Below are 26,211 nucleotides of genomic sequence, written 5' to 3' on the forward strand. Positions count from 1 at the left end.
TTCGCGTTCCACGTGTCCGGCGAATTCGCCGAGCTTGAACTGAAATTCTGGGCCATCAGGAACTGACCGACATGATCAAGGACATGGAACACAATCAGGACGACAAAACCGTCCTGCTCGACCGTCAGGGCCACGGCCCGGCATCGAGTCCGCTGACCGACTTCGCCGCGCCTCCGCGCTTCGAACAACTGGAAGAACGGATGATCTACGCCGCGCGCCTGCGCCCGGCGGAGGCCTTCAACATCAGCCTCAATTCGCTGGTGGCGGCGTCGTCCGAACTGCTCTCGGAAGTGGTGCGCCTCAAGCACAGCGAAACCCGCGAAGATCTTTATGCGCTCAACGAGCGCCTGACCGCCGGGCTCAAGCTGTTTGAAGTGCGCGCCCTGCACAACGGCGCCGAAAGCAGCCAGGTCATGGCTGCCCGCTACGTGCTCTGCACCGTGGTCGACGAAGCTGTCGTGACCACACCGTGGGGCAACGAAAGCGAGTGGTCGCAGATGAGCCTGCTCAGCTCCTTCCACAATGAAACCTTCGGTGGCGAGAAGTTCTTCCAGCTGCTCGATCGGTTGTCGAAAAACCCGGTCAAGCATCTGCCGATGCTGGAGCTGATGTACTTGTGCCTGTCCCTCGGTTTCGAAGGCAAGTACCGCGTGCAGGCTCGCGGCATGCTCGAACTTGAAGGCATCCGTGACGCCTTGTACCGCCAGATCCGTCAACTGCGTGGCGACGTGCCGCGTGAGCTGTCGCCGCACTGGGAAGGCCTGAATGACCAACGTCGCAACCTGGTGCGCATCGTACCGGCGTGGATGGTGGTGTTGTTCACTTTCGTCTGTCTGGTGGTGATGTATTCGGGTTTTGCTTGGGTCCTGGGCGAGCAGCGCGACACCGTTCTGCAACCCTATCAGCCGATTGATCCAGCCGCGGTCCAACCGCAGTCGCAGCCGTAAACAGGGACGTGTGATGAAAAAGTTTTTCAAGAAAGTCGGCGCCTTCCTGCGCCAGACATGGGTCTGGACCCTGCTGCTGGTGCTGTTCGTGGCACTGCTGGTGTGGTTCGTCGGCCCGTTGTTGGCCGTTGATGACTACAAGTTCTGGGAAGGTTCGACCTCCCGCCTGCTGACCATCAGTGTGCTGTTCCTGATCTGGGGCCTGACCATGGTCTTCGTCAGCTGGCGCGCCGGTGTGCGCAAGAAAGCTGTCGAAGCAACCGAGGACGGCCAGGATCGCATCCGCCGCGAAGAGCTGATCGACGACGAGCAGAAAGAGTTGAAGGCGCGTTTCAAAGACGCACTGAAAACCCTGAAGACTTCGAGCCTGTATCGCGGTCGCAGCGAACGCTGGCGCAGCGAGCTGCCGTGGTATCTGTTGATCGGCCCGCAGGCCAGCGGCAAGACCAGCCTGCTGGACTTTTCCGGTCTGGAATTCCCGATCAACAAGATCGACCGCAAGCTTACCCGCGACACCCTCGGCACCCGTCATTGCGACTGGTACTTCGCCGATCACGGCGTGCTGATCGACACCGCCGGGCGTTACCTGACCCAGGCGGACGTCGACGTCGACAGCAGTGCCTGGACCACGTTGCTGGAGCTGTTGCGCAAGCGTCGTCGCGGACGTCCGCTGAACGGCGTGCTGGTGACCATTCCGGTGGAAACCCTGATCGGTGGCAGCGAGCAAGACATCGACACTCTGGCGCGCCAGGTGCGTGCGCGTCTGCAAGACGTCTATCAGAAGCTGCACGTCGATGTACCGGTGTATCTGGTGCTGAGCAAGGCTGACAAGCTGCTGGGCTTCGACGAGTTCTTCGATCAACTGACCCGCGAAGAAAGCGATCAGGTGCTGGGCACCAGTTTCCGCAAGGATCAGCAGGGCACCGACGTGTCGGTGCTGCGCAGCGAGTTTGAAGAGCTGCTGCGTCGCCTCAACAGCCAAGTGATCATGCGCATGCACTCCGAGCGCGATACTCAGCGCCGTGGGCGCATCCTCGACTTCCCGCATCAACTGGGGCAGATCGGCGAGCGTATGTGCCTGTTCGTCGATCTGGCGTTCACCGGCAACCGTTACCAGCGTGCCACGCAACTGCGCGGTTTCTACCTGACCAGCGCGCCGCACCTGACACAGGAAATGGACGCGACCACCGCTGGCATCGGCGCCAACCTGGGCATGAGCGCCGGCGTATTGCCGACGCTGCGCAGTGGCCGTTCGCGGTTTATCCATCACTTGCTCAGCCGGGTGATTTTCCCCGAGGCCGATCTGGCCGGTCTGGACAAGCGCGAACGCAGCCGCATCCATTGGGGCCAGCGTGCGCTGTACGTCGGCGCACTGGCGGCACTGGCGCTGTTCGGCATGCTCTGGGCCGGTGGTTTCTCGGCCAACTATGAGCGTCTGGAAAACCTGCGTAATCTGGCGCAGAACTGGGCTCAGCAACGCACGTTACTGAGCCCGCGTGATGATGCGATGGGCGCGCTGAAAGTCCTCGACACCAGCTACGCGGCGACGCAAGTGTTCCCGAAAAAGGGCGACGTTTCGTACCACGAGCGTGGCGGTCTGTATCAGGGCGAAGACGTCAATCCGGTAGTCAAAGAAGCTTACGAACGTGAGCTTCAGGCGCAACTGCTGCCACGGGTCGCGACGCTGCTCGAAGGGCAGATCCGCGCCAACATGAAGGACCGCGAAAAGCTGATCAACAGCCTGCGTGCGTACCTGATGTTGAACATGAAGGACCGTCGCGATGCGGCGTGGCTCAAGGACTGGGTCGCTACTGACTGGTCGACGCGCTACACCGGCAACACTGCGGTGCAGAACGGCTTGACCACCCACTTCGAACGTCTGCTGAAGCTGCCGTTTATCTACCCGCTGAACGACCAACTGGTCGCGCAGGCGCGTCAGGTATTGCGCAGCGAATCGCTGGCGACCGTGGTGTACCGCATGCTCCGCGAGCAGGCGCGCAACCTGCCGGATTACCGCTTCAGCCAACACCTCGGCCCACAAGGCTCGCTGTTTGTCGGCACCGATTACGTGATCCCGGGTTTCTACACCCAGCAGGGTTATCAGCAGTATTTCTCGGTCCAGGGTTCTGCGCTGGTCACCGACATCCTGCGTGACAACTGGGTGTTGGGCGAAGGCGCCGGTATCAGCGACATGGACTTGCGTCGTCTGATGGTCGAGCTGGAGCAACTGTACTTCCGCGACTACGCCAACTACTGGAGCGAGGCTGTTGGCCAGGTGGCGCTGCCGCCGATCAACGACGCCGGCGAAGGCGCCGAGCAACTGGCGGGCCTGACTTCGGCCAACTCGCCGGTGCTGGCGTTGCTGACTGAAGTGCGCGAAAACACTCGCTTCCCGGCTGCTGCTGATCCGGTGGATGAAGCTGGCGATGCCGCCGATGCGCTGGCTGGCCAGAAGGGCAAGTTGGGTAAAATCGGCAAACTGGCCTCTGCCGTGGCGGACAAGGCTTCGGCCCTGAACGTCGCGAAGAATCTGCCGGACACCGCGAAGAAATCCCTGCAACGTCGCTTCGAACCGCTGCACCGTTTGCTGGATGACAACAACGGCCCGGCTGCTGATCTGACCCCGGCACTGAGCGCACTCAACGACCTGCAACTGCAACTGGCCAGCCTGGCTCGTTCCAGTTCGCCGGAACAAGCCGCGTTCGAACTGGCCAAGACCCGCATGAGCGGCCAGCGTGATGCGCTGACCAACCTGCGCAATGCGTCCGGTCGTCTGCCGCGTCCGCTGAGCGTATGGTTCAACGTGCTGGCCGAAGACTCCTGGCGTCTGGTGCTCAACGATGCCTACCAATACCTGAACGGCCGTTATCAGAACGAGCTGTACAGCGTTTACGGCAAGACCATCAGCAAGCGTTATCCATTCAGCGCCAGTAGCACCAGCGACGTGGCGATCAGCGACTTCCGCGAGTTCTTCAAGGCTCAAGGCATCGCCGACCGCTTCTTCGACACCTACATGCGTCCGTTCGTCAGTGGTGATCCGGGCAACTACCGGATGCGCAGCGTCGACGGTCACAGCCTGCCGGTGTCCAAGGTCTACCTCGATCAGATGGCGGCCGCGCTGACGATTCGTCAGAGCTTCTTCTCGATCAACCCGGCCGAGCCGACCGTGCAGTTCAAACTGGAGCCGTACACCCTTGATCCATCGGTCAGCCGTTCGGAATTCAAGTTCGGCGACAAGACCATTGAATATCGCCACGGTCCAATCGTGCCGGTGTCGTTCAAGTGGCCGACCGATGCTGAAGACGGTCGCACCAGTCTGGTGATGGACAAGATGGCCGGTCGCCCGATCGGGATCGAAAAGAACTCCGGCCCATGGTCGCTGTTCCGTCTGTTCGACCTGATGCAGACCGAGTACCTGACCGGTCGCGACGTGCTGGTGCTGAAAGCCGATGTAGGCGGCCTGCGCGCCAACTACCTGCTGACCAGCCAGCGCACGCCGAACCCGTTCGACATGGGCGTGCTGCGCACCTTCCGTATGCCGGTGCAGCTCTGATGCTGGTGGCCAGTGCCTGGCGCAGCGCGGCGCGTACCGACCCGGGCAAGGTGCGGGCGCGCAACGAAGATGCTTTCCTCGACAATCCGCAGCAGGGGCTGTGGGTGGTCGCGGACGGCATGGGCGGTCATCAGGGTGGCGACATCGCCAGCCAGTTGATCGTCGCCAGCCTGGCGGAGTTGCCGCCACACGACGATTTCGACGAACGCCTCAAAGCCATTCGCCAGTGCCTGCACTGGCTGAACCGGCGGCTAGGGCAAGAGTTGACCGTCACTGCCGGTCGCCACGACAGCATCATGGGCAGCACCGTCGTGGCGCTGCTGGTGGACGGTAATCGTGCGGCCTGCATCTGGGCCGGCGACAGCCGTTGCTATATGTGGCGTGGGCAGCGTTTGTATCAGCTGTCCAAGGACCATTCGCTGCAACAACAACTGATCGACGAGCAACAGATGAGCGTCGAGCAGGCTGCTGCGCATCCGGCAGCTCAGGCATTGACCCGAGCCGTCGGCGCTGCCGAGCAACTGACCCTCGATGTACTGGAACTCGAAGTGCATCCGGGCGATGCGTTTTTGCTCTGCAGTGATGGTTTGTATCAGGGCCTGAGCAGCGATGCCCTCGGCAACGCCCTCAGCCTGACCGCGCCGCATGTGGCGCTGGAACGTCTGTTCGACGGCGCCCTGCGTGGCGCCGCCCGGGACAACCTGACTGCCGTGGTGATCCGCCAATGACTGAAATCGAATCCTCAGTCGACGACTTGCTGATGAGCGAAGAGCAGGCCAACAACCTGACCTACTTCGCCTTCGCCAAGCAACATAACGCCGAACCTGCGCTGGCGCCGACCAAGGCCAGCGTCGGTGAACTGCCGGATGTTCTGGCAGGTCGTTACCACCTCGAGCGTCTGCTCGGGGCCGGTGGCATGGGCGCCGTTTACCGGGCAAGGGATCTGCTGCACGAACAGTTCGGCGATCCCGACCCTTACATTGCGCTGAAAATCCTCAGCGAAGAATTTGCCGAATCGCCGGACGCCAGTGCCTTGCTTTACAGCGAGTTCGCCCTGACCCGACGCCTGCGCCATGACAACGTGCTGCATCCGTACACGTTCGAAGTGGACACCGATTGCCAGCGGGCCTTCATCACCATGGAACTCATGCGTGGCCTGACCCTGGACAAATTGCTCTGCGAGCGGCCACTGGGCCTGCCGTGGAAAGAACTGCGCGACATTGTCCTGCCGCTGCTCGATGCGCTGGCCTACGCCCACGCACGCGGCGTGCTGCACGGCGACATGAAACCGAGCAACGTGATGCTCAGCGAAGACGGCGTGCGCCTCTTCGACTTCGGCCTCGGCCAGGCAGTCGAGGGCATTCTGCCCGGCCTGCCGCACCTGAGCCGAGAGCGCTTCAACGCCTGGACCCCGGGCTACGCCGCACCCGAACTGCTTGAGGGCCAACCGTTGTCGGCCAGCGCGGACGTGTACGGCGTGGCCTGCGTAATCTACGAACTGGCGGGCGGCAAACACCCGTTCCGCCGCTTGCCCTCGACCCAGGCCCGCGACGAGCACTTGGAGCGCGAGCTGCAAGCCCCGCAAAACTTACCGAAACACTGTTGGCCGGCGCTGCAAACGGCGCTGAGCTTCGATGCGGCAGAACGCACCATCACTGCCATCCAACTGCGTGACGCCATGGGCGCCACTTCGTCCTGGCTGCAACGTCTGCGACTTCGGGCGTAACGGATGACATTCGAACAGGGAGCACACAATGTTCAACTCAGCTAACGAAACGCACTTCAGCCTGACGGTCGAAGACTATGTGGGCGACCTGCAAGTGCTGGCGTTCACCGGCACCGAAGGCATCAGCCAGCCGTTTCGTTTCGACCTCGAACTGGTCAGCGAAAACCCCGATCTGGACCTGGAAAAACTCCTGCACAAGCAGGCGTTTCTGGCGTTCGATCCGCAGGGCAGTGGCATCCACGGCCAGATCTATCGCGTTGCTCAGGGCGATGCCGGCAAGCGCCTGACTCGCTACAAAATCTCGATGGTGCCGCAACTGCAATACCTGCATCACCGCACCAATCAGCGCATCTACCAGCAGATGTCGGCGCCGAAAATCATCGCGCTGATCCTCGAAGAGCACGGCATCAAAGGCAACGCCTACAGCTTCCAGCTGAGCCAGCCATGCCCGGATCGCGACTACTGCGTGCAGTACGACGAAACCGACCTGCACTTCGTCCAGCGTCTGTGCGAAGAAGAAGGCATTCACTACCACTTCCAGCACAGCGAAAAATCTCATCTGCTGGTGTTCGGTGACGACCAGACCGTGTTCCAGAAACTCGGCCAGCCCACCGCCTACGTGCAGGGCAGCGGCATGGTCGCCGACGAGCCGGTGATCAAAGGCTTCCGTCTGCGTCTGGAAACCCGCACCAGCCGCACCACGCGCCGCGACTACGACTTCGAAAAACCGCGCCTGCAAATGGAAGCGGCATACAAGCCCGACGGCGCTCTCGATAGCAAAGACGCTGAACCGGATCTCGAAGACTACGACTACCCCGGCCGCTTCATCGACCGCGCGCGCGGCAAGTTCCTCAGCCAGCGCGCCCTCGAACGCCATCGCGCCGACTACCGTCAGGCCGAAGGCCGTGGCGACCAGACCAAACTGGTCAGCGGCCACTTCATGGAAATGTCCGACCACCCGCGCAGCGAGTGGAACGACCTGTGGCTGCTCACCGAAATCCTCCACGAAGGCAAGCAACCGCAAGTCCTCGAAGAAGGCGTGACCAGCGACACCACCGACAACAAAGACGACTTCCACCAGGGCTACCGCAACACCTTCCTCGCCACTCCGTGGGATGTGTTCTACCGCCCGGCACTGGAACACCCGAAACCGCGCGTCCTCGGCAGCCAGACCGCCCACGTCACCGGCCCCAAAGGCGAAGAAATCCACTGCGACCAATACGGCCGCATCAAAGTCCAGTTCCACTGGGACCGCGAAGGCCAGGCCGACGACAAAACCAGCTGCTGGCTACGCGTCTCCAGCTCCTGGGCCGGCGACCGCTACGGCGCCATCTCCATTCCGCGCATCGGCATGGAAGTCCTCGTCACCTTCCTCGAAGGCGACCCCGACCAACCCCTCGTCACCGGTTGCCTGTACCACAAGGAAAACCCGGTGCCGTACGAACTGCCGGCGAACAAAACCCGCAGCGTCTTCAAAACCCTCAGCTCCCCGGGCGGCGGCGGTTACAACGAACTGCGCATCGAAGACAAAAAAGGCGTCGAACAAATCTTCATCCACGCCCAGCGCGATTGGGATGAAAACGTCGAGCACGACCAGAAAATTCGGGTCGGCAACGAACGCCACGACACGGTCGAGAAGAACACCTACACCGAACTCAAGGCTGAAGAACACCGCACCACGATCTCCGACCGCAAAGTAGAAACGCGGATGGACGATCACCTGACGGTGGGGCAGAACCAGCATGTGAAGCTCGGGACGGCGCAGCTCACCAGTGTGGGGAAAGAGATTCACCTTAAGGCTGGGGACAAGATCGTTATCGAGGCGGGGACGGAGCTGACCATTCTTGGGGGTGGGAGCTTTATCAAGCTGGATGGCGGTGGTGTGACTGTTGTTGGGCCGGTGGTGAAGATTAATGCTGGCGGGTCGGCGGGGAATGGGACCGGGATCGGGATTAAACCGCCGGTGCTGCCGGGGGCGGCGGATAAGGATAAGGCGGGGAGTTTGATGGATCAGGCGTTAGGGAATGCGGTGCCTGAGAAGGTTAAGCCGACAGTTGATTACCCTTTCTCGCTTTGAGCGGACGGACAAGCGTCAATATGAACAAGGAATTTTTTGAATGATCATTAGCCCTCCTTTCCTTCCGAAACCAATTGCAGGAGAAACCGACGAGGCCTTCGTGGCGCGCGCAATGATTGGCGGTGTACCTGGCGATGGTGGTTATCCTTTGAGCTTCGACCTTAATTGGCACGGGGGTATACACCTAACCGCTCCACAAGAGGCGGGACGTGCATTACCCGTAAGAGCGATTTGTGATGGTACATTGGTATATTTTCGGGATTCGGTTCCCGAGAACCCGGATTCGGCTCATCCACTCAATTTTAGAGGAGGATGGACTGATAAGGGGTGTGTGGTTCTGCGCCATGAGACTGAAATTGATGATGATGCACAATCAAAAGTAGTCTTCTATTCGATCTATATGCACCTGTCAAAGATCACTTTGAACAGCCCGCAGATAGGCAAAAAAATAAGTAGAAAGGACGCTGTCGGTGAAGCAGGGAGCATTTATGGAAGCAAAGGGCGGATACATTTTGAGATTATTGCGGACCAAAGTCAGATAGTTAATTTTACCGGTAGGGATACTCTCGATCTCAATTATCAGACCCAGAATGGGCGGAAAAGCAGTTGTTGGGGGGATGTGTACTTTTTCGTACCCTCCGAAGTTCTAATCTATAGTGCCCCTCCCGCCGATCGCCGCCAATCAATGAACAGCGCGGCAGTAGTCTACCGACCGCCAACTATGCCCGCGAACGTTCCGATTCAAGAGGGAAGCAGTACGGCATCATCCTCAACGCCCCCTGCTACAGTGGACGGATATGAACCTGCGGTAGCTTCGCTTCTGCAAGAGGGTATTTATGTTCGCATGCGCTACGAAAAGGGCGATTGCAAACTTACGTCTTATTTTCTGAGTGGGCAAGAAATTGGGACTCAGTCGGAAGACTCAGAGTATGCGTATGACCTTTACAAGAAAGCAAAACAGTACTATCCGCAATCTCCTAGTGCTGGATATGAATTGCTACGATTTGGACGAGTACTGGGGCCAGATACCCTCCAGCCAGTTGGCGCGGCACATTGGCGTCAAATCAAATTCCCTGGAAAAGCAGGGGAGCAGTGCAAGGTCGGTTGGGTAAATTTAAATGCTGATAGCGTTACGAAATTTAGTGACGCGGATTTTCCACATTGGCAGGGTTGGCACTTGGTAGATGATGATACAGATTCGGATAGTCACTGCCAGTCCGAATTCATAAAAGGACTTCTCGGGTTGGGTGTGGGCGCAGTTAAGCATGAAGACAGTGATGCTGTTAGCATTGCGAATTCTCCGGGTTTTTCAGTGCTCTCAGATGAAGAAAAACAAAATTTATCTGAGCGCTATACGAATGAACGCGAATTAAGTATGTCTCGACTTAGATCTGATGATACTCAGCAAATGCTGAAGCGTCTTATATGCAAGTTTCCAACTGAGTGGATGGCGAACGACTTTGATGTCAGGTACGGTTGGTTGTTGAAAGTGGCGGATGGCGGCCCAATGCCGCAAGAACAATATGAAAAAATAAAAACTCATCAGAATGAATTGGCTTTCTGGGAATCCGCTAATTTAGTCGGTATTGATGGCAAACATTGGCATTTTCCACCTTTTGAATTTATTCGACTTTTTAGAACCTGTGGGTGGCTCAGTGAGGCTGAGCTTGTAAGTGTACTAACACCGTCAGATGCACTTGGGAAAGAGCGTGCTGCAGGATTGAGAGTTCCTATGAATAAGATGCTTTCGAAGTATCTTATAAGTAGCTCGCGGCTGCGAATCGCCCATTTTTTATCACAAGTTGGTATTGAGACAGGTTGGTGGCGCACGCGCGAAGAAAACGGTGATGTGCGATACTTTAGAACATCGTATGAATTGATTACGCCAACTGAAGCTGGAGAGGACTATGATCGGGCAGTCACAAGAGTTCGTAATTTACCCTCTGGTCGTCGTCCGGTAGAGATTCCTCAATCTAATCCACCAACGACAACAATTACTCGACCTGAATATGTCGCGTCTCGCCCTGGTCAAGTATTAACTAAGGCTGCTGGAATGGGAAACGGAGCGGCTAACGCCTCAAATGGCGGTATGACTGGAGACGGAAATCGGTTCCATGGTCGTGGGTTCCTGCAAATAACGGGTAGAAAAAACTACAAAAGCTATGGGGAGTATCGCGGTCAAGACTTCACGACTGATCCACGTCCAGATCTTCTGAAGTCAGATGATTATAACGCCTGTGATGCTTCTGGGTTCTTTTGGGTTAGGGAGAGAATAAGCAAGTACGCCGATGTTGGATCAACGGCTGCCGCTGCGAAGGTAGTTGGATCGGTAATCAATAGGGGTAGTCCTAATAAAACTCCGGATCAAAATGGACACAGGCAGGACGCACTTAAACTTATTTGGAGTGTTTTGGGTGATGAAGTTTAAAGCTAATATTTTATTTGTCTGGTGTATTTATTGGATGCTGTGTGCTTCTCATGTAAATGCAAATGATAAGGGTTGTCCGTTTGAGAGCGCTCAACTTGGTTATGATATTGCTGCTTGCACGAATGAAAATGGTGTGGATATATTAAAATTGATGCCTCCTGCGCAGGACCTATATGAGGCAAACCTCGATAGGCTTCCAACATTTATAGTGAGTGGGGGAGATCTGTCCTCGGTTTTAAAGGTGGTTGGAAATGGAGAGAAGAAGCGCTATAACGATTTGATTGCGCTGCCTAACCCAAGTGAGATACTGCATTTTGATGATGGGTCGGATGCGGTGAAACGAAAAATTGCCATGCCAAATTGGACTTTGCTGGATGTAAAAGATGTTGTATATGGCCGGCCGGATGGCAGTGAGGGGGCGGGCGTCGTATGTAGCACCCATGAGAGAAAAATAGAAGCAGTGTATGTGGCTGTTTCTCAATGCAACTCATTTTATGAAAGTGATGTTATTAAGCTAAAAGCAATTCTTCAATCGTTGGATAGTGGTAATGATGCAACACGGAGCTGATTTGTTTTAATAAAAGGGGCGGATTTATTTTTTAGTCCGTCCCGCGGGCAGCTCCTATGTTTTGTCTTTTTTGCCTGGAATGATATTGACTCTATGACAAACTGACCTTTCTTCCGGCTGAGAGCGGCTTGCCATGGTGCACTTGGGGGGGACATTATGATGAGAATCGCAGTTTTTTTGTTTTCGTGCTCATGGCAACAGTGGCAAGTGCAAACTCTAGCTGCGAGGCTGATCTAAATGGGGATGGAGTCTGCGATTCGTATAGTGTTAGCCCGCTCGAGGATGACGGTACAGTTTCGCGAATCACTATCGATATAGGCGGGAGCGACAAGTCAGTTTCGGGGGATTTTGAACTTGGAGATGGAGGGCTGTCAGTAGGTTATCTCCCAGGCGAATTCTCGTTGTTGCTGGATTTTTATACTCGTAATACTGATCTTACGCAGTATAGTTTTAGATGGAGCTCTGCGCAGAAAGATTGGATGCTCTATAAAAAATCTACATGGGTTGAACCTAGTAGGGATGAAAAGTATACCTTGGGTGGTGAGAAGGTACCAATTGAAGCTTTGTTTCCGCAGCAGTTTGATGTTCAGCGTATAGCGTGTTGCACGCTGTTTTCTCAGTTCTCTGAAAATGGGCCTAATTTTAGTTCTTTGAATGATGAGGCTCAGCTTGCAGAAGTCAGGAAAGATTTTAAATACATCCTTGGTAAGCTTTCTCAGGGCGAAAAAGGAGAGTTGCTTTATGGCGTCGATGATGGCGGTAACAAAGTAAGAAGGAGCATTCCCCAGGAGCTGGTGTATGAGCTGACTTTGATAGTGTCCGATGATAATGTCGGGCTGCTAAATGATTATGCCTATTATTTGTATCGTAACAAAAATAGCGTTTTAGCTGCTTTGCTGTTGAAGGAGATCCATAAAAAATTCCCGGAGAGAGTCGTTGCAATATTGAATTTGGCAGATGCGTATTGGGATATAGGTATGAAGTCCGACGCGTGTCCGCTTTATAAAGAATATATCGCTAAAATGACAAAAGACGGAAAGGGTGGACGTATTCCACAGTCGGCTAAATCTCGATAAAACTGTAGTTGATACGACCAATAGTGAGGGTGGGGACAGATCAGACTGTGAGAGGGGACGGATTTATTTGTTGCGACAAAATTCTTTGATTTTGAGGCGGAGCGTAAACGTATCCGTTTCGATGGTGGGGAAATTTCTTCGATGGCTGATTCAATGAAAAATATATATTCGCTCCCTGGCTTTTTACCGTTAGCCTTTTTGCTTTTCAGTTCGGTGGCATTTTCTGCGAGTTTCGACTGTGGCAAAGCTTCGACGGACGTAGAAAGGAAAATTTGTAGTTCTCCTTCTTTGTCCGCAATGGATGAAAAACTAGGTGAGGTCTTCAAGACGATAAAATATCGGCGAGCTTTGCAAATAATAGAAAGTGATTGGCTTGAGTTAGAGCGTAATTCTTGTGAGTCAGTCGAGTGTTTAGAGGAAGCTTATGTTCAGCAGATAAGCTTTCTCACACCGGTTTCTATTGCGCCTAGGCCGACTCAGAAAGATATTAAGTTAATGTTGGGTGATAAACCCTACACACAGTTTGAACGCTCATGGAAGGTCATTGATTTAGCATGGCTTCCCAATGAAAAAGGGGCTGTCGAACGATTTTTGATCTCCGCTGAAACAATTTCAGGCATGTTGCATGTCATCGTGTTTGAAGGGTATTTTGATGCGGCGATGATTGCGTACCGGGGTAATCTATATGAGTACGTTGATCGCAACGACAGGCCGGTATTGCACACGATTGCGAAAGATATCGGTTTTGATGGTGCTCTGAGTTTGGGTTCAAACGACGAAGGGAAAAGGTTTGCGGGAATCTTTGATGGGGCGTTTTACTATCGACAGCAACTCTCTAAGAATCAGCTGCGGGGGATGGTTTATAAGCTCGGTTCAAAATCTCCGCCATTGGAAAGCAGTTTGCTGTTCCAGCAGTGGCCAAATACTGATGAAAATGCTGTTAGTGGTTTGACATTCGGTTGGGGTGGTGAGTATGGAAAATTGCAAGCGTACTACTCGCACACCTCAGGGTATGAAACGATAGCGCAGGCTGGTCGGCCCGAGGCCGGTTGGAATATATATGCTCCGATTTGGAGCAAGTCACGGCCGACGTTTTATTTCAAAAATGGTGATGAAACTATTTGGCGTGCCAATGTTGCGGATAAGACGTTAACAAAAATTGCGAAGGCTAGTGATGAAGGAATGATCCAAAATCCTACCCCTGTCGATATTAATGGGCGCGAAGCAGTCGTTTATCTGAATGGATCTACTCTGAAAATGGCTATCTCCCTTGAAGAATAAGCACGACTTAAAAATACACTTTCGCAAGATATTGTTGGAATTTGCCTTGAGTAAATATCTTATTCCGGTGCTGCCCGCCGTGCTGATTGGTGGTTTATCTCTGTTGGGGGGACATGCATTTGCTGACGATGCATGTGTCGATATCACTACGAACTCTCAGAGGGAAAGATGTTCTGTGAGTGCCAAGGTTGCTGCAGATAAGCAGTTGAATACCAGTTATCAAGAACTGATGGTTCGGCTCGAAGGTGGATATCAGACCGATCCAGTTCCTGCGGCGAGCCAAAAGGCAACGGTTCAGGAGGCTCAGCGCGCCTGGATCAAACTGCGCGATACCGATTGCCAGGTCGATGCGTTGGAGACGGAATCGGGCTCTTCGGCGCATGTGGCAGCGGTGAACAATTGCATCGCCAGTATGAGTCGTGACCGTTCAGTGTTTTTGGACAATATCGCGTCCGATACCGGGAGTGGCCCGACAATTGGACGTGGCTCGTGCCCTACGCAAGACTTTGCACAGTTTCTTCCAGCATTCTCCGCTAATGCCGAATCGCAGAAGCGACTAACTGCGCAGGCCGTGAAGCTGCTGGTATTAAAGGGGACGTCGGATATAGGGCGGATTGTGACCTACGTTACTGCGGAGGTGGGACGCGATATGGCGTTTCCCTTAATGGTGGCCGTGCCCGATGGGAAAGTGGAAGGAATAGAGATCGAGAAGGTGGATGACCGCCACGTTAACGTTGTGGATAAACGCGCCGGCAACAGCAATATCAAGATTTTCAACTTTTCGCGGAAGTCCTGCTGGACGCTTGATGGGGTTGAGGACTGGTCGATTCCTGATAAAGAGCTTTCTGTAGCCGGTACGCGGAAAATGAGTCGTGCGGAGAATTTCTGTTGGCAGCGCGGACAAGGATTTGCTGGCTTGGGCGGCCTTGAGCAATACCGACTGACAGGAGAACTTTTTGAGGCGACTTTGGAAAATTACCTGTGCGCGGCCGCTTCAGGCGATCCTATATCTAGTTCGGCTGCGGCCGGGCTAAGTCTGTCGGGTATGGCCCCGCAATTGGAATACGGCAAAGTTGAGGCTCTTTTCAAGGCAGCAGCCGTTGATTCAACGAGCGGTGCTGAGTCGTTGGCTGGCTTCTATTGTTTTGGTAATGAATTGGCCGGTTCAGGACCCTGCCAGCGCCCGCTGGACGTTGAAAAAGAGTTGATTCGTGCTACCACCATGGGATCAACCCATGCATTCGTTTCGTTAGGCGATTATTGGAAAAGCGGCGATCTAGGAAAGAAAGATACTCCTCGCGCCTTGGCCTGTTATCAGCTTGCTGCCGACAAAGGTAACGACTCGGGTATCAATGCGATTAAGCGACTTCAGTCCGAAGTGGCCGAACCGATAGTGGCCAGCAGCTGCTTTTAGTGCGGTTAAGTGAAGAAGGGCGTTTACAGCGCCCGACGCCTTTTACCTCGATGTGATCAAACGCGTTCAGCCATCATGGCTAACGCGTTTTCATATGCGCTGAGCCAGAATCCGCAGCGCTTAAACGTTTAATACTTGAGCATCTGACGACCGCGATTTTCCTTTAAACTCCTCACCTCCAAGGAATGCGCTCAGGACACGGAATGCCAGCCCCCTCGATCTCCCTTCGCCCCGCGTTAGTGCTCTGGCTATACGCCGCCGCAGTCGTGCACATACTCGCCGGTCTCACCCTGACTTGGGCCGGTCACTCCGGATTACTCGACGGCTATCTGCACACCCTCGAACTCGCATTCTGGGGCGCCGATGCGGTACCTGCGGCCGGCCACGAACAACAAGTCTGGTGGCTCGCACTCTTCGGCGCGACGCTGCAAAGTTATTCGCTGTACATGCTCGCGCTGGTGCACTTGGGCAATCGCTTGAAAACACCGGCAGTGTGGGGTTGGTTGATCGCCGGCATCCTGTTATGGGCGCCGCAGGACATGTGGCTTTCAGCGCAACAACAGGTCTGGTCGCACTTGTGGCTCGATGGTTTTGCGCTGCTGGTGTTGTTGCCTCCGTTGTTCTGGCTGTATCGGCATGACCGCCAAAAGTTTCCTTCAGTGAAGGCACGGAGCCTGTTCAACCCGTTTGCCGGCGGCGCTTTCAAGCGCGTGCTGATCACCGGCGGCACCGGTTTTATCGGTGAGGCTTTGGTCAACCAACTACTCGACGCCGGTCATTCAATCAGCGTCCTGACGCGTGATCCGTTGAACGCGGCGAACCTGTTCAACGGCCGCGTCCGCTGTGTGCATTCGCTTAGCGAGCTCAGCCACGACGAAGCCTTCGACGTAGTGATCAATCTCGCCGGCGCACCAGTAGCTGGGCCACGCTGGAGTCCCAAGCGTCAAGCGCAACTGCTCGCCAGCCGAGTCGGTACCACCGAAGCGTTGATGACCTGGTTGAAGAACACGCGGCACAAACCAACGCTGTGGATTCAAGCCTCGGCCATCGGTTTCTACGGCGTGCGCGATGCCAGCGAAAGCCTCGACGAACACGCCAGCAAGGGCGACGGCTTCATGGCCGAACTCTGCGCTCGATGGGAAGCCGCCGCGCAACCGGCTACCGAGTTTGGCGTGCGTCAGGTGGTGCTGCGCCTCGGCGTAGTGTTCGGCCCGGGCGGTGCGTTGTTGCCGTTACTGATGCCGTTCCGCTTGGGCTTTGGCGGGCGCATGGGCGACGGTCGGCAGATTATGAGCTGGGTGCATCGCGACGATGTGCTTCAGGTAATCGCGCGGGCTTTCAACGACGACAATCTGCGCGGCACCTACAACATGGTCGCGCCCGAAACGGTCAGTCAGGCAGCGTTCGCCAAGCATGCCGGCAAGGTTCTCAAGCGCCCAGTGTGGTTCCATATTCCTGCTGCGCCAGTGCGCGCGCTGGCCGGGGAAATGGCGGAGCTGTTCTTCGACGGTCAGCGCGTGGTGCCTCAAAGATTGACCGAGGCCGGCTACACATTCCGCTATCCAACCCTCGACGCCGCTCTGCGCGATCTGACCTGAGGATCGCTAATGAGCAAGCCGTTGATGTACCTGCTGGCCGGCAACGGCAGCGCTGCCGATTGGTGGGATGACGCACTGCCGCACTTCCAGCGCTACGACGTGGTGCCGCTGGAGTTGCCGGGCTTCGGCGCCAACCCGCAGCCACCCTGCGAGGATCTGGCGGCCTACGCTCAGGCCTTGCTGGCGATGACGCAAAAAGGCAGCGCGATCATGGCGGTCGGGGTCAATGCGTTGCTGGTGTTGCATGCGTTGCAACGTAGGCCCGGGCACTTTTCGCGCAGTGTTTTGCTGGCGCCGGTCGGGGCGTTTTTGTGGCAGAGAAGGTTGCCTGCGCTGATGTCGCCGCTGCCGATTCGCAAGACCATCCACTGGTTGCTGTCGAACAAACCAAAGCTGTTCGCGCGAAAGTTCTCCAACCAGACCTGGACGCCCGCGCAATATCAACGCATGGGCGCCGGTTATGCGCGTTGCCGAGCGTTTGTGCCGCATTGGGATCTGGTGCGAGCCGACACGGCGCTGCCGCTGCTGGAGTGGATCACCGATCCGGTCGAGCTGGTCTGGGGCGATCAGGACAACGTGTTGGGCATTGAGCAAGCGGCGGCGTGGTCGGCGATTCTCGCCCGCGCCGATCTGACCATCAGCCTCAAACCCGGTTGGGGTCATTACCCGTGGATCGATTCGCCGGCCGAATTCGCCGCGTGGCTCGAGTCCGGCGAGCGCGGATTTGTCGCGCACTCCAAGGGCGGTCGGTTGCGCCTCGCTGAACTGGCAAGGCAACCGGTGCCAGCGGCGCTGACGCTTAACGATTGCGATGATCCGCGTCTGTCAGCGTTTCTCGCCGCGCAACCCGACGTGACCTGGGCGGTGCGCTCCTCCAGTTATGGCGAGGATCAGGCCGATTCAGCGAATGCCGGTTTGAGCACCACCTATCTGCGCGAGCCGAGCGCCAATGTGCCGAAACGCATCGCCGAACTCACGGCCGAAGGCGTCGAGGAAGTGGTGGTCCAGCGCTTCATCACGCCGGTGGTTTCCGGGATCGCGTTTGTGCGGCATCTGTCGGTAGAACTGGAATGGGTTGAAGGTCATCTCGAATCGCTGGCCGACGGTCACGTCAGCCCCTCGCGGGCAACGCTTTCGCGGCTCGGCGATGCGTGGCGAAGCGGCGCGTTCACGCCGTCCCATGGCTTGACCGAAGATCTGTTGTGGCGCTTTCTGCAAGACGTGTTACGCGTATTTCACTACGTGCCCGGCGACGTCGAATGGGCCTGGGACGGCGCGCAACTGTGGCTGCTGCAATACCGGCCGATCAGCGATTACGGCTGGCGCCGGCACCTGACTGCCGCCAACATCGCCGAGATCCTGCCGCCGCAACCGAGCGTGTTGGTGGAGTACGCTCAGCGGCGCGCGGCAGCGAGTATCCCTGCAATCATGGCGCGCTGGGATGCGCGGGTATTGCAGGACAACGAGCCGTTCACCGCAGTGTTCGGCGGCGCGTCTTACATCAACAACGACCTGTTCCTCGCCCGACTCGCCGACTGGGGCATCAGTGCCAGCAACTACGCCGGAGAAGTCGGCGGCGCGACCCCGCATCTGCCGTGGCGACCGCTGAAGATGTTGCGTTCGCTGCCGCTGTTCCTGCGCATGCAACGCATCGCACGCGGCCACTTGCTGACTCTTGAACATGGCTTGCAGCGCTTCGATCAAGAGCTCACCGAACTCGTCGCCCAACGAGCTGACGGCCAACAACTGGCGGACTGGTTCACCCGGTTTTACGTGTTCGTAGTGCAAGGCAATCTGTGCATCGCCACAGCGCTGGCCAGCAGCGGCGGCGATTGGCTGGGGCGTCCGCGGACCGCTTACGACAACCTTGAAAACAGCCCCCACCGATTGCCATGGGAGACCGATCCGGCAACGCCTCGGCCAGCGGCAAGCGAGCTGCCGTTACAGGCATTTCCGCAGTGGTCGAGCCTGATCCGTATCGCGCACTCGAGCGGCCTGCCGGGCTTGCGCGGTTACTACCTGCAAGTGCGCGAGTGGTATCGCGACAACCTGATGCGCATCTTCTTCCGTCTGCACCACGTCATGCCGCTGGCAGATCGCGAGTACTGGTTCGCGCCGCATCCGGACATTCGCACCCGCGATGGCAGCTTCTGGCAGGACGGCCGCGAAGGTGCGGAGCAGGCGACCGGGTTCATGATTTATCCGGGACAGGTGCAAGGCATCCTCGGCGCCGACATCTTGCTCGAAGACACCCTCGATCCGGGCCGGCACGCGCATTACCAAACGGCGCGGGCAGTGATTGCGCGGATGGGCGGGCGCTTGTCCCATGGCTCGACGTTGCTGCGGGAATTGCGCAAGCCGTCGGCGGTGATGCCGCAGGTTGATCCGGCGTGGGTGGGGTGTGAGGTGTTGTATCGGGATGGTGAGTTGAGCCTGATCAGCCCGGGCAACAAGGAATGAGCTGGCAGCCGTTGGTTTTTGGTCTTCCATTAAGGAGTTACTACGTGAAAGGATTTTCGGCTCTTCTCGGCAGCTTGATATTTGCTGCAACATCCATGGCATTCGCCGCCGACCCAACCTTCAAGAACTACATCGTCACGCCGGTTTTCACCGGCCCCCACCATGAATTGGTGCCACAAGAAAACAGCAGCCCGGTGATGGACAGTGCGCGAGCAAAAGCCCTGAAAGGCAAGATCAACTTCGCCGGCCATTACATCCTCCACCAGCTCGGTTGTGGCGGCAGCGCCATCTGCGCCGAGGTGCTCGATGCGCGCACCGGAGAAGTCGCCGGCGGCCTGCCAAATGCCTACGACGGCAGCACCTTCGCCATGACCTACCAGCCCGACAGCCGCTTGATCTTCATCACCGGCATCACCCTCGACGGCGAAGAAGATGCCCAGGGGAATTCATTGGAAAGCGTTAATCGGGATCGTTACTACGAGTTTGTGAACAATGAATTTCGGCTGCTGACGATGACCGACGCAGAAGCGCCGCCGCTTGATTAAGGATGATGGGATGAACCGTTTGTTCAATCGACTCGTGATGAGTACGCTTTTGCTTTTGTCTTTCGCAATGCCTGCGGGCGCCAGTGAAGTGAGTTGCTATGGCTACCTCACTGAAGTGGTCAGAAGCAGCAACTTCCCGTTCCTATATGTCGGCAAGGACAAGGTCAATCTGTTGATCGACGACGATGATGGCGAAACCGTGCGCGCGCAGTTGTTTTTCGACACCGACGGCACTGGCTCCATTGGCTGGATCAAATACACCCCGGCGACGCGGGTGTTGCTCAACACCTCGGCGGACCTGGACGAGCCGGTGGCGTTGTCCTTCGACGCAAAGTTAGCCGATGGCTACGCAAAATGCCTGACGGAAAAACAGGCCGGTTAACGGCGAAAGGGAATTCTCGATGAATCAGCTTTTTCTCGCAGGCATGCTCGCATCGATCATTGGTCTTACCGCGCAAACGGCAACGGCGGATGACCTGCAAACCATCAAGCAAATGCATCCGCCGGTGGTGGCATCGGTGGGCGAGCAGAAGATCACCGTGTTGTTCTTGAAGAACACGCTCAAAGGTCAGACGACAGGTGCCTACGTTCCCGGTGGTGAGGTTTTTTATACGACGATGAGTGCTACGAACCCAGAGCTCTTGTTTGTGGCGCCGCTCATAGGTGATGAAGTCGCGTCGGTGTTTTTCTTTGAACGCAAATTCCCTGAGCGAGCGGGGAAGTCCCTTTACGTGCTCATGAGGCAAAAAGAGTCAAACGGTGGTTTCGAAGGCTACACCTATTGGACGCTGGAATTGCCACTCATCAAGCAGGGCGAACAGTTGTCGTTGCGGTTTTTTCGCGGTGATCCACCAGATCCCGAATTGCAGGATTGCCGAGACGGCCGAGACCTTGAAAACGGCGTCGATGTTGTGTGTGCCTACAAGGATGCGGCGAGTATCAAAAAGCGCCTGGCAGACCTCGATGCAAAGATCATTGCTGATTCAAAGCTTCAGCAGGACCTGCGCCAAAAGTCGGCCAAAACTAACGGCGACGAGACCAGTGTCGCTTGTCCTTCACCCGAGTTTTCAGCGTTCCTTGCAGCATTTTCGGAGCGCGCCGACGTGCAAAAAGCTTTCGTCCAGCAACCGCTGAAAATGGCCACGACCGTGCCCGGCGATCCTGAGCCTGAAATGCAAAAACGCAATCTCAGCGGCGATGAGCTCAAGTTTCCAATCATCCCGGATCAAGCAAAACGAGATGCCCAAGGCTTGACGTTGACCATCAAGGAAGAGCGAGGCAACAAGGCGATCGCGATCCTGCAGAAGCCGGATACCGACTATGTCTTCGAATATCGGTTTGTTCGTGGGCAGTGTTGGCGGCTGGAAGAAGTGACGGATTATTCGCTTTAGATACGCCGGCGTTCATCGGCATAAGCGCCTTCAACAGAACGGGTTCAGAGGGATTTGTGAAGAAGTTATTATTAGTGCTGCTGTTGGTGTTGCCTTTGGCGGCCCACAGCGAAGTTTCTACACAGGTAAGGTGCTTCCAATCGTTGGAAGGCAAAAACATCAATTTTGAGTTCAGAACCTATTACGACGTGGCCGCTAAATGGAGCGGTGCAAGTGTCAGGTACAGCAAGTCGAAAAAAGCCATTACTTTGGTTTATCACCGAACCGAAGAGTACGTTATGACGGAGGGTGGGCCCTACGAATTCACGACGACTTGGGTGGAAGTTTCAGACGGTGTGGTGACGGGACAGTATGTCATTGCAACGCAAGGCGCTCGGGTAAACTCGATGCGCTACACGAATTACAAATCCGGCAAACAGTATTCGTTCGATGAAGACTTCAGCATCGAGGCCTCCCCAGAGACGGGTTGCCAGTGGGGATAATGTCTTCAAGAAAGGGGGCTTAACGTCCCCTTTTTTCATCCGCAAATCTCGCTACGGCTTAGCCGCCGCCCTCCGCACTTCAATGTGGTCTAGCGTCCCCTCCACCATCAATCTCACGCCATCCGCCATTCTACTCAGCGCCAGGGCGACCGACCGGCGCGAGCCATCGATGTCGTCAGCGAGGTCCGCGGCGACCCACAGAGGCTATCGATGATCATGCATATCCCGGCGCTTTGCAGGAAATTTCCCATAGGTTTGCGGGGCGGGAGATCAAAAGATCGCAGCCTTCGGCAGCTCCTACAGGGATGTGTTTCAACAGGTGTAGGACGGTGGGTTTTGGATTGTGACTTGGTGGTCATCGTGCTGGAAAATGACTGCATTATCTTCAATGGACGCAGATAGTGGCGTTATTGTGCGAATCACTTACACTGCCCCGGCCGTTCATTTTCCTTTTGAGGCTGTGCGCATGAAATTTCGTTTTCTTCTGTGGATGCTGGGTTTGTTGATGGGTAAGGCCAGTCGGACAAATCCTGCGTTCCAGCAGCAGTTGGGTGACAAGGATCTGGTGTTTCAGTTGCAGACTCTGGATGGGAAGGTGGCGCGGCACTTTGTGGTGAAAAACCAGCGCATCACCAGCAAGTCCGGGGTGGTGGCGGAGCCGGCGTTTGCGATTGCGTTTAAAGATGCGGGTTATGGCTTTGCCACGATGCAGGCGAACAACAAGCAGTTGGCGTTTATGCAGGGGATTCAGGACAAGTCGATTCAGATTAAAGGCAACCCGGCGCTGGTGATTTGGTTCCAGGGGCTGACCAAGTATTTGAAGCCGAGGAAGGCTAAACCGAAAGCCTGAGTAGAAGGGCTGTTGTGGCGAGGGGATTTATCCCCGTTGGGCTGCGAAGCGGCCCTGAAACCTGGTATTTGGGTTTTATCAGGCACACCCGGTTGGCTGGATTTTCGACTGCTGCGCAGCCGAACGGGGATAAATCCCCTCGCCACAGGGTTTTGTGCTGAGTCAGGTAGATTGAGTTGGATTCATCGCGGGCAAGCCCGCTCCCACAGGGATCGCGTAGATCTTGTGGGAGCGTGGCTTGCCCGCGATGCGTTTAGGCCTGGCTGAATTGCGAGGCCAGTTCGCGCAGCAGGACTTCGGCTTCGAGGACTTTGCTGACGACGTCGTTGGCTTTGTCGCGGCTCAGGCCGACGCGTTCGAGCAGGGCGTCGGGGATGTCTTCGTCCGGGCCGGAGCCGATGCCGCGACCGCGCAGCAGGCGTACTGCCAGGCAGACGAGGTTCGGATATTCGGCGTAGGCGCCATCGTAGCTTGGGTCGTGCTGGAAGCGCAGGGCGGTGGCCAGCTCATCCGGCATGTCCCAGTAGCGCATCAGCCACGAGCCGATCTGTTCACGGCTGATGCCCAGCAGGTGTTGCTCGACATAGCTGTGGCACAGGTGTGGGTTGACCTCCAGGTGACGGCAGATCAGCGAGAAGTGCGGCGGGAACACGTGCGCCAGCAGCAGATAACCGAAGTTATGCAGCAGACCGGCGAGGTAGGTCAGGCCGGCTTCCGGGCGCTGAGCGCGCGGCATGGCCCGGGTCAGGCCTTCGATGACGGCGGCGGTGTAGATCGACTGCTGCCAGTACGGCGTGGTGTGCTGCGGGTGGTCTTTCGGCAGGCTCAGGGTCTTGCCGAGGGCCAGGCCCAGCGCCAGGTTGATCACCAGATCGAAGCCGAGTACGCGGACGATAGCGTCTTCCACCGAACGAATCTTGCCCGGCGAAGCGTAGTACGGCGATGCCGCCCAGCTCACGACTTGAGCAGCCAGCGCCGGATCGGTTTCGACCACGCCGGTGATGTCGTCGATGGTGGCGTTCGGATCAACGCGCAGCTTGATGATTTTTTGTGCAGTTTCCGCCAGCGGTGGAATCTCAATGGTCGCTTCCAGACGCTGCTGGATACGGCGCGCCGTGAACGCTTGCACAGCCTGGGTGATTTCCTCGCGGTCGTCATCCGGGCGATCAAGGTTGGGGCGGATGCTGCTCAGGGCTTCGCCGAAGTTGGCGGCGCTGGCCTTGGTCAGCATGGTCTTGAAAGCTTCGCTGGTGATTTCCAGCAGCACGCCCGGCTCGCCGGAGTTGATCAGCAGTTTGGGCTCGCGCAGCAGGCTTTCTTCATACAGGCATGGCGAACTGGTCAGCGCTGGAAGGCCTGGTAGCAGGCTCAGGCTATGTTTGCCGAGCATCTTTTCCAGGCGCTCGGTGGACACGGCAGTGAGGCGGCGGCCGGTCAGTTCCGCGAGGCGATTGAGGTCAAGCAGTTGGCTCTGCGGGAACAGCACCATCAGCGCGCCCACGGCATCGTCCAGCAACACGGCCTGCACTTTGCGCGAGGCGTTGAGACCGTGGTGGTCGAGCACTTCTTCGTAGGCGATGCCCAACTTGCCCAGCAGCAGCCGAATGACGGACGGAGCGTGCGGGGGTTCGGGGGCGAGAGCGGCTTCGGTCATGGTGTGTATCCAGTTTTGAAACAATGGCAGGAGTATAACCAGCTCTGTAGGAACGATCCTTCACAAACTGCGACGGTGCTCACACTTGGCCATATTGCTGCCCATGACGCAGCCAACGATCAAGCAATGGGCTGACGTGGGTCGGCCAGCGTTCCAGCAATGCCTGTGCGGCATCGCGCACGGCGGGCAGCAGATCGGCGTCGCGCATCAGATCGGCGACTTTGAATTGCAGCAGACCGGTCTGGCGGGTGCCGAGCATTTCGCCGGGGCCGCGCAGTTCGAGGTCTTTTTCGGCGATGACGAAACCGTCGTTGGTCTCGCGCATGATGCCCAGCCGCTGGCGCCCGATCTGTGACAGCGGCGGATGGTAGAGCAGCACGCAATGGCTGGCGGCGCTGCCTCGACCGACGCGGCCGCGCAATTGGTGCAGTTGCGCGAGGCCGAGACGCTCGGGGTTTTCGATGATCATCAGGCTGGCGTTGGGCACGTCGACGCCGACTTCGATCACCGTTGTGGCGACCAACAGTTGCAGGTTGCCGGCCTTGAATTCGGCCATCACGGCGGCTTTCTCGACGGGTTTCATCCGTCCGTGGATCAGCCCGACTTTCAGTTCGCCGAGGGCGGCGGTGAGGTCTTCGAAAGTTGTTTCGGCAGCCTGACAGGTCAGCTCTTCCGACTCTTCAATCAGCGTGCACACCCAATAGGCCTGACGCCCTTCGGCACAGGCGCCGCGCACCCGTTCGATGACTTCGACGCGGCGGGTGTCGGTGACCAGTACGGTGTTGACCGGGGTTCGTCCGGGCGGCAGCTCGTCGAGGATCGAGGTGTCGAGGTCGGCGTAGGCGCTCATCGCCAGTGTTCGCGGAATCGGCGTGGCGGTCATGATCAACTGGTGCGGACACATGCGCCCGCCGACGCCTTTCTGCCGCAGCGCCAGACGCTGTTGCACGCCGAAACGGTGTTGTTCGTCGATGATCACCAGTGCGAGGTTCTTGAACTTCACTTCTTCCTGGAACAGCGCGTGGGTGCCGACCACCATTGGTGTACCGCTGGCGATTTGTTCCAGCGCGGCGACGCGGTTTTTGCCCTTGAGCTTGCCGGCCAGCCACGCGACTTCGATGCCCAGCGGTTCGAGCCAGCGCTTGAAAGTGATGAAGTGTTGTTCGGCGAGAATCTCGGTCGGCGCCATTAGCGCGACTTGATAACCCGCTTCCAGCGCTTGCAGCGCGGCGAGGGCGGCGACCACGGTTTTACCCGCGCCGACGTCGCCCTGAATCAGCCGCAGCATCGGTTCGTGCTGGCTGAGGTCGTAGGCGATTTCGTTGCCGACACGCTGTTGCGCGCCGGTCGGGCTGAAGCCGAGGTTGGCCAGATACTTTGGTGGCAGCTTCTTGGCTTTCGGCATCGCCGGGGCACGCAGCGAACGCATGCTCTCGCGCAGGCGTTGCTGCGACAGTTGATGGGTCAGCAGTTCTTCGAAGGCCAGACGATGCTGGGCCCAGTGATGGCCGAGGGCGAGCTCGTCGACGTCGGCATCGGCCGGCGGGTTGTGCAGATAGCGGATCGCGTCGGCCAACGGCGCCAGTTGATAGTCGCGGGCCAGTTCGGTCGGCAGCCAGTCGGGCAGGCTGGTCGGGCCGAGCATGGTGAGGGTCTGCATGCATAACTGGCGCAGGCGCGCTTGGGTCAGGCCTTCCGTCAGCGGGTAGACCGGAGTCAGCGTTTCATCCACTGGCGGTGGTTCGTCGCCGGTAATGGCGCGGTATTCCGGGTGGTAGATTTCCAGCCCCGAGGCACCGGGCCGTGCTTCGCCGTAGCAGCGAATGCGCGTGCCGCGTTTGAGGCCTTCTTTCTGTGCGTTGCTGAAATGGTAGAAACGCAGGCTGAGCCCGCCGGTGCCGTCCTGCATGCGCACGACGAGGCTGCGGCGGCGGCCCATGACCACGTCGGCGCCGCTGACGGTGCCTTCGACGACGGCGTCCTGACCGGGGCGCAATGCGCCGATCGGCACCACGCGGGTGCGATCCTGGTAACGCAACGGCAGATGGAAAAGCACGTCCTGGAGGTTCTCCAGACCGACCTTGGCCAGTTTCTCGGCCATGGCTTCCCCGACACCCTTGAGTGCCGTCACCGACACTTGCGACAGCTCAGTCATGACGCT

Annotated in this window: 20 protein-coding genes and 1 pseudogene; 18 read left to right on the forward strand and 3 right to left on the reverse strand. The window is 57.2% G+C overall.

Annotation, left to right across the window (positions count from 1 at the left end):
- The 17 genes from ACIOZM_RS25150 to ACIOZM_RS25230 all read left to right on the forward strand — a co-directional run.
- Positions 1-66 (forward strand): hypothetical protein (locus ACIOZM_RS25150; protein WP_401218770.1); only part of this gene is annotated, 66 nt, incomplete at its 5' end.
- Between the two features lie 5 nt (positions 67-71).
- Positions 72-947 carry a type IVB secretion system protein IcmH/DotU gene (gene icmH, locus ACIOZM_RS25155; protein ID WP_401218701.1) on the forward strand — a complete coding sequence of 292 codons (876 nt, stop codon included), beginning with the start codon at positions 72-74 and terminating at the stop codon, positions 945-947.
- 13 nt (positions 948-960) lie between these two features.
- A complete protein-coding gene (gene tssM / locus ACIOZM_RS25160; RefSeq protein WP_401218704.1) occupies positions 961-4,500 on the forward strand; it encodes a type VI secretion system membrane subunit TssM in 3,540 nt (1,179 codons plus the stop codon).
- Positions 4,500-5,228 (forward strand): PP2C family protein-serine/threonine phosphatase, encoded by a 729-nt coding sequence (locus tag ACIOZM_RS25165; RefSeq protein ID WP_401218707.1) that lies wholly within the window; start codon positions 4,500-4,502, stop codon positions 5,226-5,228. The genes tssM and ACIOZM_RS25165 overlap by 1 nt, the downstream gene beginning before the upstream one ends.
- Positions 5,225-6,226 carry a serine/threonine-protein kinase gene (locus ACIOZM_RS25170; RefSeq protein WP_401218710.1) on the forward strand — a complete coding sequence of 334 codons (1,002 nt, stop codon included), beginning with the start codon at positions 5,225-5,227 and terminating at the stop codon, positions 6,224-6,226. The genes ACIOZM_RS25165 and ACIOZM_RS25170 overlap by 4 nt, the downstream gene beginning before the upstream one ends.
- A gap of 28 nt (positions 6,227-6,254) precedes the next feature.
- Entirely contained in the window at positions 6,255-8,303 is a 2,049-nt protein-coding gene (locus ACIOZM_RS25175) for a type VI secretion system tip protein VgrG (protein WP_401218712.1), read from the forward strand.
- A gap of 40 nt (positions 8,304-8,343) precedes the next feature.
- On the forward strand, positions 8,344-10,731 hold the full coding sequence (locus tag ACIOZM_RS25180) for a hypothetical protein (protein ID WP_401218714.1): 2,388 nt from the start codon (positions 8,344-8,346) through the stop codon (positions 10,729-10,731).
- Positions 10,718-11,299, forward strand: a complete 582-nt coding sequence (locus ACIOZM_RS25185) for a hypothetical protein (protein ID WP_401218717.1) — start codon at positions 10,718-10,720, stop codon at positions 11,297-11,299. The genes ACIOZM_RS25180 and ACIOZM_RS25185 overlap by 14 nt, the downstream gene beginning before the upstream one ends.
- Before the next feature lie 191 nt (positions 11,300-11,490).
- Complete coding sequence (locus tag ACIOZM_RS25190) at positions 11,491-12,375, forward strand: type IV pilus biogenesis/stability protein PilW (RefSeq protein WP_401218720.1); 885 nt, start codon at positions 11,491-11,493, stop codon at positions 12,373-12,375.
- Positions 12,376-12,516: 141 nt separating this feature from the next.
- Positions 12,517-13,656, forward strand: a complete 1,140-nt coding sequence (locus ACIOZM_RS25195) for a lysozyme inhibitor LprI family protein (protein WP_401218723.1) — start codon at positions 12,517-12,519, stop codon at positions 13,654-13,656.
- A gap of 46 nt (positions 13,657-13,702) precedes the next feature.
- Entirely contained in the window at positions 13,703-15,070 is a 1,368-nt protein-coding gene (locus tag ACIOZM_RS25200) for a lysozyme inhibitor LprI family protein (RefSeq protein WP_401218773.1), read from the forward strand.
- Positions 15,071-15,273: 203 nt separating this feature from the next.
- Positions 15,274-16,668 (forward strand): TIGR01777 family oxidoreductase, encoded by a 1,395-nt coding sequence (locus tag ACIOZM_RS25205; RefSeq protein WP_401218725.1) that lies wholly within the window; start codon positions 15,274-15,276, stop codon positions 16,666-16,668.
- 9 nt (positions 16,669-16,677) lie between these two features.
- Positions 16,678-19,128, forward strand: a complete 2,451-nt coding sequence (locus tag ACIOZM_RS25210) for an alpha/beta hydrolase (protein WP_401218728.1) — start codon at positions 16,678-16,680, stop codon at positions 19,126-19,128.
- A 95-nt stretch (positions 19,129-19,223) separates the two neighbouring features.
- Positions 19,224-19,673 (forward strand): hypothetical protein, encoded by a 450-nt coding sequence (locus ACIOZM_RS25215; RefSeq protein ID WP_401218776.1) that lies wholly within the window; start codon positions 19,224-19,226, stop codon positions 19,671-19,673.
- A gap of 10 nt (positions 19,674-19,683) precedes the next feature.
- Entirely contained in the window at positions 19,684-20,055 is a 372-nt protein-coding gene (locus ACIOZM_RS25220; RefSeq protein ID WP_401218730.1) for a hypothetical protein, read from the forward strand.
- A 19-nt stretch (positions 20,056-20,074) separates the two neighbouring features.
- Positions 20,075-21,064, forward strand: a complete 990-nt coding sequence (locus ACIOZM_RS25225) for a hypothetical protein (RefSeq protein ID WP_401218732.1) — start codon at positions 20,075-20,077, stop codon at positions 21,062-21,064.
- 56 nt (positions 21,065-21,120) lie between these two features.
- Positions 21,121-21,546, forward strand: a complete 426-nt coding sequence (locus ACIOZM_RS25230; RefSeq protein ID WP_401218735.1) for a hypothetical protein — start codon at positions 21,121-21,123, stop codon at positions 21,544-21,546.
- 51 nt (positions 21,547-21,597) lie between these two features.
- Here ACIOZM_RS25230 and ACIOZM_RS25235 read toward each other — a convergent pair.
- Positions 21,598-21,741 (reverse strand): annotated as a pseudogene (locus tag ACIOZM_RS25235) (DUF6124 family protein); the annotation flags it as partial.
- Between the two features lie 271 nt (positions 21,742-22,012).
- Between ACIOZM_RS25235 and ACIOZM_RS25240 the strand changes: the two are divergent.
- Complete coding sequence (locus tag ACIOZM_RS25240) at positions 22,013-22,396, forward strand: helicase (RefSeq protein ID WP_401218779.1); 384 nt, start codon at positions 22,013-22,015, stop codon at positions 22,394-22,396.
- A 253-nt stretch (positions 22,397-22,649) separates the two neighbouring features.
- Here the strand turns inward: ACIOZM_RS25240 and ACIOZM_RS25245 are convergent, their stop codons facing one another.
- Together ACIOZM_RS25245 and recG are read right to left on the reverse strand one after the other, a co-directional pair.
- Positions 22,650-24,050 (reverse strand): aminoacyl-tRNA deacylase and HDOD domain-containing protein, encoded by a 1,401-nt coding sequence (locus tag ACIOZM_RS25245; RefSeq protein ID WP_401218737.1) that lies wholly within the window; start codon positions 24,048-24,050, stop codon positions 22,650-22,652.
- 79 nt (positions 24,051-24,129) lie between these two features.
- Positions 24,130-26,205 (reverse strand): ATP-dependent DNA helicase RecG, encoded by a 2,076-nt coding sequence (gene recG, locus ACIOZM_RS25250; RefSeq protein WP_401218740.1) that lies wholly within the window; start codon positions 26,203-26,205, stop codon positions 24,130-24,132.
- Positions 26,206-26,211: the final 6 nt, after the last annotated feature.

It is taken from the genome of Pseudomonas sp. NPDC087346, assembly GCF_044744235.1.
GTDB lineage: Bacteria > Pseudomonadota > Gammaproteobacteria > Pseudomonadales > Pseudomonadaceae > Aquipseudomonas.

Excerpts from the sequence above, each read along its gene's own strand:
- icmH (WP_401218701.1), top strand. The coding sequence starts at position 72 with ATGATCAAGGACATGGAACACAATCAGGACGACAAAACCGTCCTGCTC.
- ACIOZM_RS25190 (WP_401218720.1), top strand. The coding sequence starts at position 11,491 with ATGGCAACAGTGGCAAGTGCAAACTCTAGCTGCGAGGCTGATCTAAAT.
- ACIOZM_RS25180 (WP_401218714.1), top strand. The coding sequence starts at position 8,344 with ATGATCATTAGCCCTCCTTTCCTTCCGAAACCAATTGCAGGAGAAACC.
- recG (WP_401218740.1), bottom strand. The coding sequence starts at position 26,205 with ATGACTGAGCTGTCGCAAGTGTCGGTGACGGCACTCAAGGGTGTCGGG.
- ACIOZM_RS25245 (WP_401218737.1), bottom strand. The coding sequence starts at position 24,050 with ATGACCGAAGCCGCTCTCGCCCCCGAACCCCCGCACGCTCCGTCCGTC.
- ACIOZM_RS25220 (WP_401218730.1), top strand. The coding sequence starts at position 19,684 with ATGAACCGTTTGTTCAATCGACTCGTGATGAGTACGCTTTTGCTTTTG.
- ACIOZM_RS25210 (WP_401218728.1), top strand. The coding sequence starts at position 16,678 with ATGAGCAAGCCGTTGATGTACCTGCTGGCCGGCAACGGCAGCGCTGCC.
- ACIOZM_RS25215 (WP_401218776.1), top strand. The coding sequence starts at position 19,224 with ATGGCATTCGCCGCCGACCCAACCTTCAAGAACTACATCGTCACGCCG.
- ACIOZM_RS25205 (WP_401218725.1), top strand. The coding sequence starts at position 15,274 with ATGCCAGCCCCCTCGATCTCCCTTCGCCCCGCGTTAGTGCTCTGGCTA.
- ACIOZM_RS25225 (WP_401218732.1), top strand. The coding sequence starts at position 20,075 with ATGAATCAGCTTTTTCTCGCAGGCATGCTCGCATCGATCATTGGTCTT.
- ACIOZM_RS25240 (WP_401218779.1), top strand. The coding sequence starts at position 22,013 with ATGAAATTTCGTTTTCTTCTGTGGATGCTGGGTTTGTTGATGGGTAAG.
- ACIOZM_RS25165 (WP_401218707.1), top strand. The coding sequence starts at position 4,500 with ATGCTGGTGGCCAGTGCCTGGCGCAGCGCGGCGCGTACCGACCCGGGC.
- tssM (WP_401218704.1), top strand. The coding sequence starts at position 961 with ATGAAAAAGTTTTTCAAGAAAGTCGGCGCCTTCCTGCGCCAGACATGG.
- ACIOZM_RS25175 (WP_401218712.1), top strand. The coding sequence starts at position 6,255 with ATGTTCAACTCAGCTAACGAAACGCACTTCAGCCTGACGGTCGAAGAC.
- ACIOZM_RS25195 (WP_401218723.1), top strand. The coding sequence starts at position 12,517 with ATGGCTGATTCAATGAAAAATATATATTCGCTCCCTGGCTTTTTACCG.
- ACIOZM_RS25170 (WP_401218710.1), top strand. The coding sequence starts at position 5,225 with ATGACTGAAATCGAATCCTCAGTCGACGACTTGCTGATGAGCGAAGAG.